The following is a 16,680-nucleotide window of genomic DNA, read 5'->3' on the forward strand; positions in this document are numbered from 1 at the left end:
GCGCGGGGAACTGCGCGACCAGCCACACCCAACCCGCACCAACCCACCCACCCCAACCACCCCCCCACCCGGGGGTCTAGGGCGGAGCCCCCAGGGACAGGATGGGACGGGTAGGGGCGGCGGAGACGAGGGGCGGGGGCGAGGAGCTACTTCGTCGACTCGACCGCGTGGCCGCCGAACTGGTTCCGCAGCGCCGCGATCATCTTCATCTGGGGAGAGTCGTCCTGCCGGGAGGCAAAGCGGGCGAACAGCGACGCGGTGATCGCCGGCAGCGGCACGGAGTGGTCGATCGCGGCCTCCACCGTCCAGCGCCCCTCGCCGGAGTCCTCCGCGTACCCCCGCAACTTCTGAAGGTGCTCGTCCTCGTCCAGCGCGTTGACCGCCAGGTCCAGCAGCCAGGAACGGATGACCGTTCCCTCCTGCCAGGAGCGGAACACCTCACGGACGGAGGTCACGGACTCCACCTGCTCCAACAGCTCCCAGCCCTCGGCGTAGGCCTGCATCATCGCGTACTCGATCCCGTTGTGGACCATCTTCGCGAAGTGCCCGGCGCCCACCGTGCCCGCGTGGACGTACCCGTACGGCCCCTCCGGCTTGAGCGCCTCGAAGATCGGGTGGAGCCGCTCGACGTGCTCCTTGTCTCCGCCGACCATCAGCGCGTAGCCGTTCTCCAGGCCCCACACGCCACCGGACACGCCCGCGTCCACGAAACCGATCCCGCGCTCGGCCAGCTGCCCGGCGTGCTTCTCGTCGTCCGTCCAACGCGAGTTGCCGCCGTCGACGACCGTGTCACCGGGGGAGAGCAGACCGCACAGCTCGTCGACGACCGACTGCGTGGGACCGCCCGCGGGGACCATCACCCACACCACCCGCGGCGCTTCGAGACCGCTCACGAGTTCCTGGAGACTGCTCACGTCGGAGACGTCGGGGTTGCGGTCGTAGCCGATGACGGTGTGGCCCGCGCGGCGGATCCGCTCGCGCATGTTGCCGCCCATCTTGCCGAGGCCGATGAGACCCAGCTGCATCGATGCCATGTCAGTTCACTGCTCCCTGAATGCTCTGAACGTTGCGAAGACTGCGGTAGGTGGCCACCAGAGAGGCCGTGGAGGCGTCGAGACCGGGGACGTCGGCGCCTTCCGTCAGCGCCGGTTCCACACGCTTGGCCAGGACCTTGCCCAGCTCGACGCCCCACTGGTCGAAGGAGTCGATGTTCCAGACGGCTCCCTGCACGAACACCTTGTGCTCGTAGAGGGCGATGAGCTGGCCCAGCACCGACGGGGACAACTCCGTGGCCAGGATCGTCGTGGTCGGACGGCTGCCGCGGAACGTGCGGTGCGCCACCTGCTCCTCCGGCACCCCCTCGGCCCGTACCTCCTCGGCCGTCTTGCCGAAGGCGAGCGCCTGGCCCTGAGCGAACATGTTCGCCATCAACAGGTCGTGCTGCGCGGCGAGTTCGGGACCCAGTTCCTCCACCGGGCGTACGAAGCCGATCAGGTCGGCCGGGATCAGCTTCGTGCCCTGGTGCAGCAGTTGGTAGTACGCGTGCTGGCCGTTCGTCCCCGGCGTGCCCCACACCACCTGGCCCGTCTGCCACTCCACCGGATGCCCGTCGCGGTCCACCGACTTGCCGTTGGACTCCATGTCCAGCTGCTGCAGGTACGCCGTGAACTTCGACAGGTAGTGGCTGTACGGCAGCACCGCGTGCGACTGCGCGTCGAAGAAGTTGTCGTACCAGATCCCCAACAGGCCCAGGAGCAAAGGCGCGTTCGACTCCGCCGGCGCGCTGCGGAAGTGGTCGTCGACGGTCCTGAAGCCCTCCAGCATCTCCCGGAAGCGGTCCGGGCCGATCGCGATCACCAGTGACAGGCCGATCGCCGAGTCGAACGAGTACCGCCCGCCGACCCAGTCCCAGAACTCGAACATGTTGTCCGTGTCGATGCCGAAGTCCGACACCTTCTCGGCGTTCGTCGACAGTGCCACGAAGTGCCTGGCCACCGCCTTGTCTCCCCCACTCTCGACTTCGCTCGAGCGGGAGGTACCCCCATCCCCCAGCCCGGCCAGCAGCCAGGAACGGGCCGACGTCGCGTTCGTGATCGTCTCGATCGTCGTGAAGGTCTTGGACGCGACGATGAACAGCGTCTCCGCCGGGTCCAGGTCGCGCACCGCCTCGTGCAGGTCGGCGCCGTCCACGTTCGACACGAAACGGAACGTCAGGTCGCGCGCCGTGTACGGTCGCAGCGCCTCGTACGCCATCGCCGGGCCCAGATCCGAGCCGCCGATGCCGATGTTGACGACGTTCCTGATCCGCTTGCCGGTGTGGCCGGTCCAGTCACCGGAGCGGACCCGCTCGGCGAACGCGCCCATCTTGTCCAGCACGGCGTGCACGCGCGGCACCACGTTCTCGCCGTCGACCTCGATCACGGCGTCCCGCGGGGCGCGCAGGGCCGTGTGGAGGACGGCCCGGTTCTCCGTGATGTTGATCCTCTCGCCGCGGAACATGGCGTCCCGGAGGCCGAACACGTCCGTCGCGGTGGCCAGTTCCTGGAGGAGCGCGAGAGTCTCGTCGTTGATCAGGTGCTTGGAGTAGTCGAGGAGCAGGTCGCCCACGCGGACGGTGTAGCGCTCGGCGCGTCCCGGATCCGCCGCGAACAGCTCGCGCAGGTCCGGGTGCAGCATCACGTCCGCGCGGTGGTCCTGCAGTGCGGTCCACTCGGGGCGCAGGGTGAGCTTGGGCGTGTCAGACATGGGCGGCGGTCTCCTTGGTGCCCTCGCCGCGCAGGGCGACGGCGTACATCTCGTCGGCGTCGAGGCGGCGCAGCTCCTCGGCGATCAGCTCGGAGGTGGGGCGCACCTTCAGGGCGAGGGTGCGCGCCGGCTGGCCCGGCAGGGTGAGCGTGGCCAGCGGGCCCTCGGGGCGGTCGATGACGATCTCGCCCCGTGCGGTGCCGAGGCGGACACCGGTCACGACCGGTCCGCCGGTGACCACCCGCTCGACGGGCACCCGCAGCCGCGCCTCCAGCCAGCGCGCCAGCAGCTCGGCGCTCGGGTTCTCCGCCTCGCTCTCGACGGCCGCGGACGTGATCTGCGCACCGGCCTGGTCGAGCGCCGCCGCCAGCATCGAACGCCAGGGGGTCAGCCGGGTCCACGCCAGGTCGGTGTCACCCGGCGCGTACGAGATGCGGCGCTGCTCCAGCGTGGCGAGCGCGTCGTCGACCGCGTACAGGTCGGTGATCCGGCGCTGGGCCAGCGCCCCGAGCGGGTCCTTGGCGGGCACCTCGGGCGCGTTCACCGGCCACCAGACGACGACCGGCGCGTCGGGCAGCAGCAGCGGCAGGACCACGGAGTCGGCGTGGTCGGACACCTCGCCGTACGTCCGCAGGATGACCGTCTCGCCGGTGCCCGCGTCCGCGCCCACGCGGACCTCCGCGTCCAGGCGGGACGTGGTGCGGTCGCGCGGGGTCCGGGCGTGCCGCTTGATGACGACCAGGGTGCGCGAGGGGTGCTCGTGCGAGGCCTCCTCGGAGGCCTTGATCGAGTCGTAGGCGTTCTCCTCGTCGGTCACGATGACCATCGTGAGGACCATGCCCACGGCGGGGGTGCCGATGGACCGGCGTCCCTGCACGAGCGCCTTGTTGATCTTGCTTGCCGTGGTGTCGGTGAGGTCGATCTTCATGGCCTGCGCCAGCTCCGTCCGTCTCGTGCGAGCATCTCGTCGGCTTCCTCGGGTCCCCAGGTGCCCGAGGGGTACTGCGCGGGCCTGCCGTGCCGGTCCCAGTACTCCTCGATCGGGTCGAGGATCTTCCAGGACTCCTCCACCTCCTGGTGGCGGGGGAAGAGGTTGGCGTCGCCGAGCAGTACATCCAGGATCAGGCGTTCGTACGCCTCCGGGCTGGACTCCGTGAACGACTCGCCGTACGCGAAGTCCATCGACACGTCCCGGATCTCCATCGAGGTACCCGGCACCTTCGAACCGAAGCGCACGGTCATCCCCTCGTCCGGTTGCACGCGGATGACGATCGCGTTCTCGCCGAGCTCCTCGGTGGCCGTGGAGTCGAAGGGGGAGTGGGGCGCCCGCTGGAAGACCACCGCGATCTCGGTGACCCGCCGGCCCAGGCGCTTGCCCGTGCGCAGGTAGAAGGGGACGCCCGCCCAGCGGCGGTTGTCGACCTCCAGCTTGACCGCCGCGTACGTGTCGGTCTTCGAGTTGGCGTCGATGCCCTCCTCCTGGAGGTACCCGGGCACCTTCTCGCCGCCCTGCCAGCCCGGCGCGTACTGACCGCGCACCGTGTGCAGCCCGACGTCCTCCGGCAGACGCACGGACTTGAGGACCTTGAGCTTCTCGGTGAGCAGCGACTCGGCGTCGAAGGCGATGGGCTCCTCCATCGCGGTCAGCGCCAGGAGCTGGAGCAGATGGTTCTGTATGACGTCACGGGCCGAGCCGATGCCGTCGTAGTAGCCGGCGCGGCCACCGATACCGATGTCCTCCGCCATCGTGATCTGGATGTGGTCGACGTACGACCTGTTCCAGATCGGCTCGTACATCTGGTTGGCGAAGCGGAGCGCCAGGATGTTCTGGACGGTCTCCTTGCCGAGGTAGTGGTCGATGCGGAACACCTGCTCCGGGTCGAACACCTCGTGCACGATGGCGTTCAGCTCGCGGGCGCTGGCCAGGTCGTGGCCGAACGGCTTCTCGATGACCCCACGCCGCCAGGAGCCCTCCGGGGGGTCCGCCAAGCCGTGCTTCTTCAGCTGCTGCACGACCTTGGGGAAGAACTTCGGCGGTACCGAGAGGTAGAAGGCGAAGTTGCCGCTGGTCCCACGGGAGGCGTCCAACTCGTCGACGGCCTCGCGCAGTTGCTTGAACGCGTCGTCGTCGTCGAAGTCGCCGGGAACGAACCGCATGCCCTCGGCGAGCTGCGTCCAGACCTCCTCACGGAACGGCGTACGGGCGTGGTCGCGCACCGCGTCGTGCACCACCTGCGCGAAGTCCTGGTCCTCCCAGTCGCGGCGCGCGAACCCCACGAGCGAGAAACCCGGCGGCAGCAGACCGCGGTTGGCCAGGTCGTACACGGCTGGCATCAGCTTCTTGCGGGACAGGTCACCGGTCACCCCGAAGATGACCAGACCCGAGGGGCCCGCCACGCGGGGCAGACGGCGGTCGCGGGGATCGCGGAGCGGGTTGGCCCGATAGGCCTCGACCGCGTCCGCCAGGGAGCCCGTCCCGGTGAGAACCTCGTCGCTCATTCCCCGTCAACTCCCTTCCTGCTCAAGGACGTCGAGACCGCGCCCAGCAGCTCCTGCCAGGCCACCTGGAACTTCGCCACGCCCTCGTCCTCCAACTGCTTCACGACCTCGTGGTACGGGATCCCGAGCGCCTCCACGGCCGCGAGGTCGGCCCGCGCCTGGGCGTAACCGCCGGTCACCGTGTCACCCTGCACGACGCCGCGCTCGGCGGTGGCGTCGAGGGTGGCCTCCGGCATGGTGTTGACCGTGCCCGGCGCGACCAGTTCGTCCACGTACAGCGTGTCCTTGTACGCCGGGTCCTTCACGCCCGTGGAGGCCCACAGCGGACGCTGCTTGTGGGCGCCCGTCGTCACGAGCGCGGTCCAGCGGGCGGAGAGCAGGGGCGCGTGGCCGCCGGAGCCGAACACCTCCTCGTACGCCTCGTACGCCAGACGGGCGTTGGCGAGGGCCGCCCTGCCCCTGAGGGAAAGGGCCTCGTCCGTGCCGAGCTTCGTCAGCCGCTTGTCGACCTCGCTGTCCACACGGGAGACGAAGAAGGAGGCGACGGAGCGGATCGCGGACAGGTCGAGGCCGGCCGCCTGTGCCTTCTCCAGACCGGCGAGGTAGGCGTCCATGACCTCGCGGTAGCGTTCCAGCGAGAAGATCAGCGTCACGTTCACGCTGATGCCGAGGCCGATGACCTCGGTGATCGCCGGAAGACCGGCCTTCGTCGCCGGAATCTTGATCATGACGTTCGGACGGTCCACCAGCCAGGCGAGCTGCTGGGCCTCGGCGACGGTCGCCGCCGTGTTGTGGGCCAGGCGCGGGTCGACCTCGATGGAGACCCGGCCGTCGCGCCCGCCGGTCGCGTCGTACACCGGACGCAGGACGTCGGCCGCGGCGCGAACGTCGGCGGTCGTCATCATCCGTACGGCCTCGTCGACCGTCACACCGCGCACGGCCAGACCGGCGAGCTGTTCCTCGTAGCCCTCCCCGGAGCCGATGGCGGCCTGGAAGATGGACGGGTTGGTGGTGACGCCCACCACGTGCTTCTTCTCGATGAGTTCGGCGAGGTTGCCGGACGTGATGCGCTCGCGGGAGAGGTCGTCGAGCCAGATGGAGACGCCCTCGTCCGTCAGGCGCTTCAGGGGTTCCGCGGCCGTGGTCGCCGCGGTTGCTTCGGTGGTCACAGTGATCATCTTCCTTCAGGCGCTCGCGTCAACCGCGGGCGGCGGTAAGACCAGTAGGTGAATTGAGCACAGCCCGGGCGGCGGCGACGACGTTCTCGGGGGTGAAGCCGTACTCGGCGAACAGGGTCCTGGCGTCGGCCGAGGCACCGAAGTGCTCCAGCGAGACGATCCGTCCGGCGTCCCCGACGTAGCGGTGCCAGGTCAGCCCGATGCCCGCCTCGACCGCGACACGGGCCTTCACGCCCGGCGGCAGCACGCTCTCGCGGTACGCGCGCGGCTGCTCCTCGAACCACTCCACGGACGGCATCGACACCACCCGCGTGCCGACGCCCTCGGCCTCCAACCGCTCCCGCGCGGCCACGGCGACGTGCACCTCGGAACCGGTGGCGATCAGGATGAGGTCCGGATTCCCGGTCGAGGACTCCCGCAAGACATAACCGCCCTTCGCCGCCTCGGCGTTGGGGGCGTAGGTGGGCACGCCCTGGCGGGTCAGCGCGAGGCCGTGCGGGGCCGGGTGGGTGGCGTGCCGCCTGAGGATCTCGGCCCAGGCGATGGCGGTCTCGTTGGCGTCGGCCGGGCGGACGACGTTCAGGCCCGGGATCGCGCGCAGCGAGGCGAGGTGCTCGACGGGCTGGTGGGTCGGACCGTCCTCACCCAGGCCGATGGAGTCGTGCGTCCACACGTACGTCACCGGGAGCTGCATCAGGGCCGACAGACGCACGGCGTTGCGCATGTAGTCGGAGAACACGAGGAACGTGCCGCCGTAGATACGGGTGTTGCCGTGCAGGGCGATGCCGTTCATCTCCGCGGCCATGGAGTGCTCGCGGATGCCGAAGTGGATCGTGCGGCCGTAAGGGCTCGCCTCCGGCAGGGGGTTGTCCGCCGGGAGGAACGAACTCGTCTTGTCGATGGTGGTGTTGTTGGAGCCCGCCAGGTCTGCCGAGCCGCCCCACAGCTCGGGGACGACCGCGCCGAGCGCCTGCAGCACCTTGCCGGACGCGGCACGCGTGGCGACGGACGCGCCCTCCTCGAAGGCCGGCAGCGCCTGCTCCCAGCCCTCGGGCAGCCGGCCCGCGACCACCCGGTCGAACAGCCGCGCGCGCTCCGGCTGGGCGGCCCGCCACTCCGCCAGCTCCTTGTCCCACGCGGCGTGCGCCTCGGCACCCCGGTCCAGGGCCTGACGGGTGTGGTCCAGGACCTCGTCGGCGACCTGGAACGTCTCGTCCGGGTTGAAGCCGAGGACACGCTTGGTGGCGGCCACCTCGTCGTCGCCGAGCGCGGATCCGTGCGCGGCCTCGGTGTTCTGGGCGCCCGGGGCGGGCCAGGCGATGATCGTGCGCATCGCGATGATCGAGGGGCGCGCGGTCTCGGCCTGCGCCGCCCTGAGCGCGTCGTACAGCGTGGGGACGTCGATGTCGCCGTTGAACGCGGGCTCGATCCGCTGCACGTGCCAGCCGTACGCCTCGTACCGCTTCAGCACGTCCTCGGAGAAGGCGGTGGCGGTGTCGCCCTCGATGGAGATGTGGTTGTCGTCGTAGAGGAAGACCAGGTTGCCGAGCTTCTGATGACCCGCCAGCGACGAGGCCTCGGCGGAGATTCCCTCCTGCAGGTCGCCGTCGGAGACGATCGCCCAGATGGTGTGGTCGAAGGGGGACTCGCCCTCGGGGGCGTCCGGGTCGAACAGGCCGCGCTCGTAGCGGGCGGCCATCGCCATGCCCACCGCGTTCGCGACACCCTGACCGAGCGGGCCGGTGGTGGTCTCGACGCCCGCCGTGTGCCCGTACTCCGGGTGGCCGGGCGTCTTGGACCCGTGTGTACGGAACGCCTTCAGATCGTCCAGCTCCAGCTCATAGCCCGCGAGGAAGAGCTGGGTGTAAAGGGTCAGCGAGGTGTGGCCGGGGGAGAGGACGAAGCGGTCGCGGCCGGTCCACTCGGGATCGGCGGGGTCGTGCCGCATCACCTTCTGAAAGAGGGTGTACGCGGCCGGGGCGAGACTCATCGCGGTGCCCGGATGCCCGTTGCCGACCTTCTGCACGGCGTCGGCCGCGAGAAGCCGGGCGGTGTCGACGGCACGGCGGTCGAGGTCGGTCCACTCGAAGCCGTCAGATGTCTGTGCTGTCTGTGCGGTCTGTGAGCTCATCTGCAGGAAGCCCTCCATCTTCAAGAAGTCCTCACGAAGCGGGATGCCGTGGCCGGTTCGCCTTCAAAGCTAAAAGTCTGACTTTTGCTGGGGAAGGTGCGCCTGTGTCAGCCTTCGGTGAAAGTGGGACATCGACCGCAGGACCGCTCGCAGGGCAGACTGCTGGGCGGACAACAGGGCCGAGCCTCAGCGAGAGGGACATGGCGCACAGAACCCCCCAGAACGCGGGGAGAACCTCCCCGGATGGTGATGGGATCAAGACGTTTCCCTTCCCCGTCGACCTCAGCCTCTCCGGCGTCGGCATGCAGGTCGGCCGGATGGACCCGGACCGCGCCTGGCACCCGGACGTGCCGGTGGAGCGCGTGCACCGCATCGACTTCCACGTGGTCATGCTGTTCGGCGGCGGCCCCGTGACCCACATGATCGACTTCGCCGAGTACGAGGTCTCCGACGGTGACCTGTTGTGGATCCGTCCAGGCCAGGTCCACCGCTTCTCCCGCACGGCCGAGTACCGCGGGACCGTGCTGACCATGCAGCCCGGCTTCCTTCCGCGTGCCACCGTCGAGGCGACCGGCCTCTACCGCTACGACCTGGCACCGCTTCTGCGCCCGGACGCGGCCCGGCTCGCCGCTCTGCGGCACTCCCTCGACCAGCTGGAACGCGAGTACACCGACACCGAGACCCTCCCGCTCAGCCTGCACACCGCTGTGCTGCGGCACTCCCTGACCGCGTTCCTGCTCCGCCTGGCCCACCTCGCGTCCGGTTCGGCGGAAGCCGAACGCCTGCACGCCGACACCACTTTCACCCGCTTCCGTGAGGCCGTCGAGAAGGGGTTCGCAGCCAACCACAGCGTCAGTGCGTACGCCGACGCGCTCGGGTACTCCCGCCGTACGCTGGTGCGCGCTGTTCGCGCCGCCACGGGGGAGACGCCCAAGGGGTTCATCGACAAGCGGGTCGTGCTGGAGGCGAAGCGGTTGCTGGCCCATACGGACCTGCCGATCGGGCGGGTCGGTGCCGCTGTGGGGTTTCCCGACTCGGCCAACTTCTCCAAGTTCTTTCAGCTGCACACGGGGGTGGCTCCGGTGGCGTTCCGGGCGGAGTTGCGCTGAGGGGATGGAGCCGAGAGCTGTTTTCGCCATCGCCGCCCCTGCACGTCCCGTCGCCCGGGGCGCTGCCACTCCGATCCCGTTCAAGCGTGTCGGATGCGGGCGGTGGCCTGGACGGCGTGATGCAGGCCGTCGCCCCGCCGGCGGTGGTGCCCGGCGGTGGCGCGAGCCGCCGCATGAAGCTTCCCCTTGATCGTGGACACCTGGAGACTGGGACGTGTGAGCCCAGAGGGAGCAGTGCAAGCAGTGCCGGGGGGAAGCCAGTACACAAGGCGGTATTCGGAAGGGTCCAAGCAGGCCGCGGTCGCACTTGTGGCCTCCTCGGCCCGGACGGTGAAGTCCCCCTGTGTCTGGGCAATCTCAACGCGCTGCACACGGTGTCTCCGGACGCCACGCTTGTGTGGCGCCATCGCCACGAGCGCCCCCCAAGCTTTACGGCGCGGTCGGCGCCCGCTTGACCGCCGCCGAAGCCGCCCGGTTCCCCGGTGCGTCGAGTCGGCGTTCGCTGAGTACAACGCGCTGCGGACCAAGGTCGAATCGCAATCCTTATCCTGCTTGAGAGTGAGGTCGGATGATTTCCCTTGCTGATTTGGTAGATCTAGCGCGGCGGTATGAGGGCGATCTCTCCCTGCCTGTCGACCCGCTTCGCGTGGGGGATCGGGAAATCGATGTCGACGCCACCCCGGCTGTCATGGGATGCATCAATCTTTCTCAAGACTCGACATATCGAGAGAGTGTCGCGACCTCGACTCGGTCTGCTGTCCGAAAAGGGCGTATCCTCGCGGCGCAAGGAGCCGATATCGTCGATATTGGCGCCGAGTCCAGCAATCCCCGTACTGTGCAGGTGACCGCGCGCGAGCAGATCTCCGCCTTGGTGCCGGTCGTGAAGGAACTTGCTGAGCAAGGGATCGTCGTTTCGATCGAGACCTACGAGCCTGCCGTTGCCCGATCGTGCCTGGAGGCGGGGGCGCTCCTCTTGAATTACTCCGGTGGGTTGGCGTCGGACGGTGACATGTTTCCCATAGTGGCCGACCGGCAGGCGACGATCATTCTGTGCCATGTCGAAGGGAAGGACTCTCGGGACGTGAGTGCAAGAGGTGTCGATGAAGACCCTGTCCCTGGGATGCTCGACTACTTTGGTAGGCGCGTGGAGCACGCTCGCTCGATGGGAGTCGATCGAATCGCCATTGATCCTGGAATCGGCTTCTCTCATGGGGAATCTGTAACTGCCGATGTTCGCATTCAGTATCAGGCCAGGGCTCTCCTCAATACATTCCGATTGCGACGGATGGGTCTTCCAATCTGCCACGCCCTACCGCATGCTTTTAGTCTCTTCGAGGATGAATTCCGTACCGCCGAAGGGTTCTTTGCCGTGTTGGCACACCTTGGAGGAACAGGTATTTACCGCACTCACGAAGTGCCCAAGGTCAGGGCGATACTAGCTGCTCTCCGGGCACTCGGTCCTCAAGCCTTCAGTCTGGACAAAACCGAGTCGACCGCCCGGTGGATTCCTATGCCGGAGGGGTAGTGGTACTCCCCGACGTCAGTCAAAGAGACACGGAGCCCTTTCCAACCTCACTTGCCAGGCGGGCGGTTGGGCTGACAGACAGATGAAGCCCCTGATAGATGGGTTTTCGACCAAGAGAACCGTCTCCACCAGAGGCTTCGCATGCTTGTCTTCCCGTCCGTCGCCGGCGTGGCCAGCTCTGCCCTGCGCTTCCTCGCCGCCCGCCTGAGAGAACACCGCCGCGCTCTCGGAACCCGATGGAGGCGTCTCAATGCAGGACGACAGGCTCTGCTCACCCTCGCCCACCTGCGCAACGGCCAGCCCTACGCCCTGCTCGCGGCCGGATTCGGGATCGGCACCACCACCGCCTACCGATACATCACCGAGGCCGTCAACCTCCTGGCCGCCCTCGCTCCCACCCTCAGCGAAGCCGCACGAGCGGCGTCGACGAAGGCGTACGTGATCCTGGACGGGACGCTCCTGCCGATCGACCGAATCGCTGCCGACCGCCGGTTCTACTCAGGCAAACACAAGAAGCACGGCATGAACGTGCAGGTCATTGCTGATCCGAAAGGGCGTCTGATGTGGGCTTCACCAGCCCTGGCCGGCGCCGTCCACGACGTCCGTGCCGCGCGCGAGCACGGCATCATCGAGGTACTCGCCGCGGCCAACATCAGCTGCTGGGCAGACAAGGGCTACCAGGGCGCAGGCGGCACGGTCCGTCTCCCTTACCGCGGCCGATGGGAACCCCTCTCCACCGGTCAGCAGGCCGTCAACCGGTCCCACGCAAAGATCCGCGCACTGGTCGAGCAGGCCATCGCCACCCTCAAGTCCTGGCGCCTCCTCCGTAAACTCCGCTGCTCGACGACCCGGATCACCAGCCTCGTCCAAGCCGTCCTGGTCCTACAGCTCACTGCCACGGGCTGAGATCAACTCGCAGCATTCACCAAGTCCGTCAATTCCGCTTCCGTCGTCCCCGCCCGCAGACGGACGTCGAAGGGTAACCCTCATCGCAGAACACCAGGTCGAGGTCCAGAGGTGTCAGCCTGCGGAAGACGATCGCCAACCAGATGGCGTCGTCTTCCTGCCAGACGCCCATGTACAGGCAGCTACCGTCCTCGTGCAGATACGCCTCACCGGGACCGTTCTCGGTATCGAACTGCCATATGAGACTGCGTACTTCGCTGCGTTGCGCCGAGTCGATCTCGACCCCGGACCACCGGGCACGAATCGCGTCTGTCAGACCATCCCGATCGATGCGCCATCCGCCCCCATCACCCTCGACCACCGCCAAGAACGTCATAGCCAGGTCTACAGACATCCGTGGCACAGCGTCGATCGGCTGTCGCCTGAACTTGGAATGGGCTCACTCGCCCTCGCCCCGGTCCTCTACGTCCGCCGTCAGCGGGTCCACCGTGGTGAGCAGCCGGTAGGCGGCGGGTGAGCGCGATTTACGGCGGTGCGCTCAGCCCGCTTCGTGAAAGCCAGAGGCTAAATGGGATGCTTACAGATCCACACCCAGTGGGACCTCAAGTGGCCCAATATTGCGTGCACCAGCACCATTGGCTCAGGGCACGGAAAATCATCCCCGTCGCCATCATCACGATAGAAGCACCTATCAATGACGACTCGGTTGACCTTGTGCCCCTCGCCTTCGAGAAAGCTCTTGGCGAACTCGTCAGGAGCCGCGAGAAACGCAGACTTCTCATCCGGGCTCAGTTCAACGTTGAAGACTTCTACCTCTTGCACCGATTCTTGCGGAGCCTCGCGTGTCATTTTCGCCATGGGTCCACCTCGCCGGATGTCCGTCTTCCTTCGCGCCGGACACAGAGCTGATGCCTCGTGAGGAAATTTCCGCCGTAGCGCTTCCCTGCTGATTCTCTCTACAACAGCATGCTCTTGCGACGGGCTTGCGCAACTCGGCAGCATCACCAGATGTCCACTCATCCACGGAACCTGCTGACAGTGTCACCCAGATGGCGTAGCCCCTCTCGCCTGGCTCTCGGAGAGCCAGAAGAATGGACTGGAAAAAAGGCCGGGGAGTCCCTGTCTCAGCCGGCCACCCTGATACAGAAGGAGCGGGAAAGTGGGTAATTCATTCCGGTCCATCAACTTCCCGGATCGCTTCATCCGACACCAGAACTTCCTGGGGGAACTCACTCAGATCGTGAGCGAACTGGACCGAGAGGACGCCACGTTCGAAATCGTGCAGGGTCTCGCGGACCCCAATCTCCTTTCGTTCCGCTCGTTCAACTTCCCCACGCACTACCTGCGGCACCAGGACTTTCGCATGAAGCTCCACGAGGGGCCCAACGTCCCTCTCGGACCGCCTCCGCCCGAGACTCCGGAGATGCAGCTCATGCGCAAGGACGCAACGTTCGTCATGGTCCCGGGGCTCGCGGATGCCGGCGCGGTGTCGTTCCGCTCCCTCAACTTCCCCACACGCTTTATCAGGCACAGAAACTTCGATCTCTTCCTTGAGGAGACCGACAACGGCAACGACGTCGACCGCAAGGACTCGACCTTCAGGATTGTCGGCGGACTGGAGCCGGAGCCGCCCGGGCCCAATTAACCTCGCGCGCCAATGCGGAGGTGGGCGAGCCCGAGCAGGGCCTACCAGCCTGCTCAGGCTCCGCCATCGGATGCCGATAGCGCGGCAGTCGCAAACCCATCTAACAGGGGCTTCATCCGTCTGTCAGGCCAACTACCTTGCCAGCAGCAGAGGTTGGAAAGGGCTCACGGGCTATTTGTACGGCAGCCACACGCTCGTCCTGTCGGGTGGCTCGAACCCCGACCGCACGTACGACACGAGGTCCGGCAACCCGGGGTGCCGGTTGTGTGAGTGCCAGATCAGGGACCACGGGTACAACGGCGCGGGGTCGACGAGGGGGATACGGTGCAGCGACTCGTCTTCCGGCCAGGTGAGGCGGGTCCTGTGTCCCACGAACGTGATCAGTGAGCTCGATGCGGCGATCGTCTCCAGCAGTGACTCCGGGCCGAAGTTCGGGCCGCTCGAGTCCATGGTCACGGAGAAGGCTTCGCCGAACTCGCGGTAGAACTCGGCCCATTCGCTGCCGCTGACGATTCCGGGCATCCACGCGGTGAAGGGGGTCAGATCTGCGGGCCGGAGCCGTTCCGTCCTCGCGAGTGGGTGCTGCGCACCGACGACGACGTCCAGCCCCTCGAAGTGGACGGGCGTGCTCTTCAGCAGGGGGTCACGCTCCTCGACGGGGCTTCGCAGGTACGCGAACGCCACGTCGATCTCGCCGTCCAGGAGCGCACGGACGGCCGCGTCGGCCTTGGCGAGGGTCACCGTCTCCAACGGGGCGTCCTGATGAGTGCGATGGAACTCCCGCAGTATCTCGGCCGACGCGAGGTGACTGCGCAGCACGTCCACCCGGAGGGGCTCCCCGGCGGTCCGTACCGACGCGACGGCCTGCCGCACCGCCATCAGGACGGCACGCGCGTGCGGGAGGAAGGACTCCCCGTGCGTGGTGAGGACCGCTCCGGTGGGCACGCGCCTGAACAGGGTCACATCCAGGGACGACTCCAGCGTCGCGATGCGTTTGGACACCGCCTGCTGGGTCAGGCCGAGGCGGGCGGCGGCGTGCCGGAACTGCCCTTCCTCCGCCACGGCGACGAAGGCTCGAACGGACTCCAGATTCACCCGGGGGACGCTAGCACTCGACAACCAGAGGTTGTACGCGGGCTTGCTCCACTGTGTGCGAGCCCCCGGGCGCCGGATTTGGACAACGGTTCCGACGACGGGTCCCGAGGGCGCGCGACTCAAGGACGCGTGTGTGTGGGCGCATGCGGACGACGGTCTGCCGCCCCGGTCACCCGATCGACGCTCGGCCGGCGTTCTGGGCCGACCTCAAGGCGGCGGTGACCCCGATCCGGGTGATGGAGGACGCCCGGCCCGGGCGGAGTACTCCTCCAGCCGAGCCGGGCGCCGCCAACTCGCCGGTTAGTGACCGAAGTTGAACCAGTTGACGTTCACGAACTCCTGGGGCTGGCCGCTCGTGAAGGTGAGGTAGACGTCGTGGGTCCCGGTGACCCCGCTGATGTTCGCCGGGATCGTCCTCCAGGACTGCCAGCCGCCGGTGTCGCCGACGGCGAAGCTGCCGACGGGGGCGCTCGTGCGGCTGTCGAGGCGGACCTCGACGAGGCCGCTGACGCCCGAGCCGGCGCCGCTGGCGACGCGGGCGTTGAACTGGGCGGCCGCCGTGGAGCCGAAGTTCACGCCCCGGTAGAGGGCCCAGTCCCCGTTGGCGAGAGCGCCGATGTTCTGGCCGCCGCCCGAGTCCGAGGTGGACTCGGTGCTCACGCCGCTCTGACCGTCGTAGGACTCCGCCTGGATGGGGCTGTAGGCGTCACGGTTGCCGGTGGGCGGGGGAGTGGTACCGCTCCCACTGGAGAGCACCTGGACGTAGTCGACGACCATGGGGTGGCCGGGCTCCGTGGCGCTGTCCAGGCCGCCGCCGAGCGCGTCCGGGAAGGCGCCGCCCATGGCCACGTTCAGGATGATGAAGAACCCGTGGTTGGTGGCGTTGGCCCAGGTCGTGGCGTCGACCTGGTTGGCCGTCACCGTGTGGTAGTTGGTGCCGTCGACGTAGAAGCGGATCGCCTCCGGGCTCGCCGAGCGGTCCCACTCCATCGTGTAGGTGTGGAAGCCCGACTGGCACGTGGTGCCCGGGCACGCCGTGTAGTTGCCGATGCCGGTGGTCTCGTTGCACGGGCCGCCGGGGTTGGTGCCGCAGTGCATGGTGGCCCACACGCGGTTCAGGCCCTGGACGTTCTCCATGATGTCCAGCTCGCCGACGCTCGGCCAGTTCTGGTAGTTGCCCCGGTAGGGCCCGCCCAGCATCCAGAACGCGGGCCAGTAGCCCTCGGCGGGGGTGCCGGTGACGTTCGGCATCTGGATGCGGGCCTCGACCCGGAGTCTGCCGCCCGACGGGGGCTGGAAGTCGGTGCGGTTGGTCTCGATGCGGCCCGAGGTCCACCTGCCGGCGGAGTCGCGCAGCGGGGTGATGCGGAGGTTGCCGTTGCCGTCGAGCGCGACGTTGTTGGTGCTGTTCGTCATCGTCTCGACTTCGCCGGTGCCCCAGTTGGCGGGGCCGCCCGGGTAGGAAGTGCCGGTCGCGTACTGCCAGTTGGAGGTGCTGACGCCGGTTCCGGCGGAGCCGTTGAAGTCGTCGACGAAGACCTGGGTCCAGCCGGTCGGAGGGGCGGGTGCCGACGCCTGTGCCGCCGAGGCGCCTGCCGCGGCCAGGCTCAGTGCGCTGAGGAGAGCGAGGAGGGTGCGGCGTAGAGGCCCGCGTCTGGGGGGTGTGGGGGTTGTCCTCATGAGTACCTCTTTGCGTACGGAGTGGGGTGCACGGATGCAGAGGCGAGCGCCCTGAGTGGAGCTCTGGGGAAGACCGTTCATGAGAGCGCTCTCAAACGAGAGGTGCGGGGCCAATGTGCTCCCGGTCACTCGGGCCGTCAAGAGGTGAAGCAGTGAAAGTTCGACTG

At 67.8% G+C, this 16,680-nt stretch carries 14 protein-coding genes and 1 pseudogene; 5 read left to right on the forward strand and 10 right to left on the reverse strand.

Translation table 11 applies throughout. The features are described 5' to 3' along the window. Window positions 1–146: 146 nt before the first annotated feature. The 6 genes from gnd to tkt are packed head-to-tail and all read right to left on the reverse strand — an operon-like array spanning window position 147 to window position 8,553. Window positions 147–1,025, reverse strand: a complete 879-nt coding sequence (gene gnd / locus AB0959_RS35655) for a phosphogluconate dehydrogenase (NAD(+)-dependent, decarboxylating) (protein WP_366830977.1) — start codon at window positions 1,023–1,025, stop codon at window positions 147–149. Between the two features lie 10 nt (window positions 1,026–1,035). Beyond that, window positions 1,036–2,745 carry a glucose-6-phosphate isomerase gene (gene pgi, locus AB0959_RS35660; RefSeq protein ID WP_366830889.1) on the reverse strand — a complete coding sequence of 570 codons (1,710 nt, stop codon included), beginning with the start codon at window positions 2,743–2,745 and terminating at the stop codon, window positions 1,036–1,038. Further along, the gene (gene opcA, locus AB0959_RS35665) at window positions 2,738–3,673 is read right to left on the reverse strand and encodes a glucose-6-phosphate dehydrogenase assembly protein OpcA (protein WP_366830890.1); all 936 of its coding nucleotides are present in this window, start codon (window positions 3,671–3,673) and stop codon (window positions 2,738–2,740) included. The genes pgi and opcA overlap by 8 nt, the downstream gene beginning before the upstream one ends. Continuing rightward, entirely contained in the window at window positions 3,670–5,244 is a 1,575-nt protein-coding gene (zwf, locus tag AB0959_RS35670; RefSeq protein ID WP_366830891.1) for a glucose-6-phosphate dehydrogenase, read from the reverse strand. The genes opcA and zwf overlap by 4 nt, the downstream gene beginning before the upstream one ends. Next, window positions 5,241–6,422, reverse strand: coding sequence for a transaldolase (tal, locus tag AB0959_RS35675; protein WP_366830892.1), 1,182 nt, complete (start codon window positions 6,420–6,422; stop codon window positions 5,241–5,243). Before tal ends, zwf begins: the two co-directional genes overlap by 4 nt. Window positions 6,423–6,441: 19 nt before the next feature. Then, window positions 6,442–8,553, reverse strand: a complete 2,112-nt coding sequence (gene tkt / locus AB0959_RS35680; protein ID WP_366830893.1) for a transketolase — start codon at window positions 8,551–8,553, stop codon at window positions 6,442–6,444. Between the two features lie 200 nt (window positions 8,554–8,753). On the opposite strand from tkt, the gene AB0959_RS35685 reads away from it, so the two are divergent. The 3 genes from AB0959_RS35685 to AB0959_RS35695 all read left to right on the forward strand — a co-directional run bounded on the left by AB0959_RS35685 (window position 8,754) and on the right by AB0959_RS35695 (window position 12,093). Beyond that, a complete protein-coding gene (locus tag AB0959_RS35685; RefSeq protein WP_366830894.1) occupies window positions 8,754–9,662 on the forward strand; it encodes an AraC family transcriptional regulator in 909 nt (302 codons plus the stop codon). 568 nt (window positions 9,663–10,230) lie between these two features. Beyond that, the gene (locus tag AB0959_RS35690) at window positions 10,231–11,187 is read left to right on the forward strand and encodes a dihydropteroate synthase (RefSeq protein ID WP_366830895.1); all 957 of its coding nucleotides are present in this window, start codon (window positions 10,231–10,233) and stop codon (window positions 11,185–11,187) included. A 141-nt stretch (window positions 11,188–11,328) separates the two neighbouring features. Continuing rightward, on the forward strand, window positions 11,329–12,093 hold the full coding sequence (locus AB0959_RS35695; protein WP_366830896.1) for an IS5 family transposase: 765 nt from the start codon (window positions 11,329–11,331) through the stop codon (window positions 12,091–12,093). A gap of 28 nt (window positions 12,094–12,121) precedes the next feature. On the opposite strand, the gene AB0959_RS35700 is transcribed toward AB0959_RS35695, so the two are convergent. After that, window positions 12,122–12,469, reverse strand: a complete 348-nt coding sequence (locus AB0959_RS35700; RefSeq protein ID WP_366830897.1) for a hypothetical protein — start codon at window positions 12,467–12,469, stop codon at window positions 12,122–12,124. A 188-nt stretch (window positions 12,470–12,657) separates the two neighbouring features. Continuing rightward, entirely contained in the window at window positions 12,658–12,951 is a 294-nt protein-coding gene (locus AB0959_RS35705; RefSeq protein ID WP_366830898.1) for a hypothetical protein, read from the reverse strand. Between the two features lie 301 nt (window positions 12,952–13,252). Between AB0959_RS35705 and AB0959_RS35710 the strand changes: the two are divergent. Together AB0959_RS35710 and AB0959_RS35715 are read left to right on the forward strand one after the other, a co-directional pair. Then, a pseudogene (locus AB0959_RS35710) lies at window positions 13,253–13,330 on the forward strand (hypothetical protein); the annotation flags it as partial. A gap of 3 nt (window positions 13,331–13,333) precedes the next feature. Continuing rightward, window positions 13,334–13,738, forward strand: a complete 405-nt coding sequence (locus AB0959_RS35715; RefSeq protein ID WP_366830978.1) for an AbfB domain-containing protein — start codon at window positions 13,334–13,336, stop codon at window positions 13,736–13,738. A gap of 171 nt (window positions 13,739–13,909) precedes the next feature. On the opposite strand, the gene AB0959_RS35720 is transcribed toward AB0959_RS35715, so the two are convergent. Continuing rightward, a complete protein-coding gene (locus AB0959_RS35720; protein WP_366830899.1) occupies window positions 13,910–14,833 on the reverse strand; it encodes a LysR family transcriptional regulator in 924 nt (307 codons plus the stop codon). 300 nt (window positions 14,834–15,133) lie between these two features. Next, window positions 15,134–16,513, reverse strand: coding sequence for a glycoside hydrolase family 16 protein (locus AB0959_RS35725; RefSeq protein ID WP_366830900.1), 1,380 nt, complete (start codon window positions 16,511–16,513; stop codon window positions 15,134–15,136). Between the last annotated feature and the right edge of the window lie 167 nt (window positions 16,514–16,680).

Source organism: Streptomyces sp. NPDC046862 (genome assembly GCF_040704615.1).
Taxonomy (GTDB): domain Bacteria; phylum Actinomycetota; class Actinomycetes; order Streptomycetales; family Streptomycetaceae; genus Streptomyces.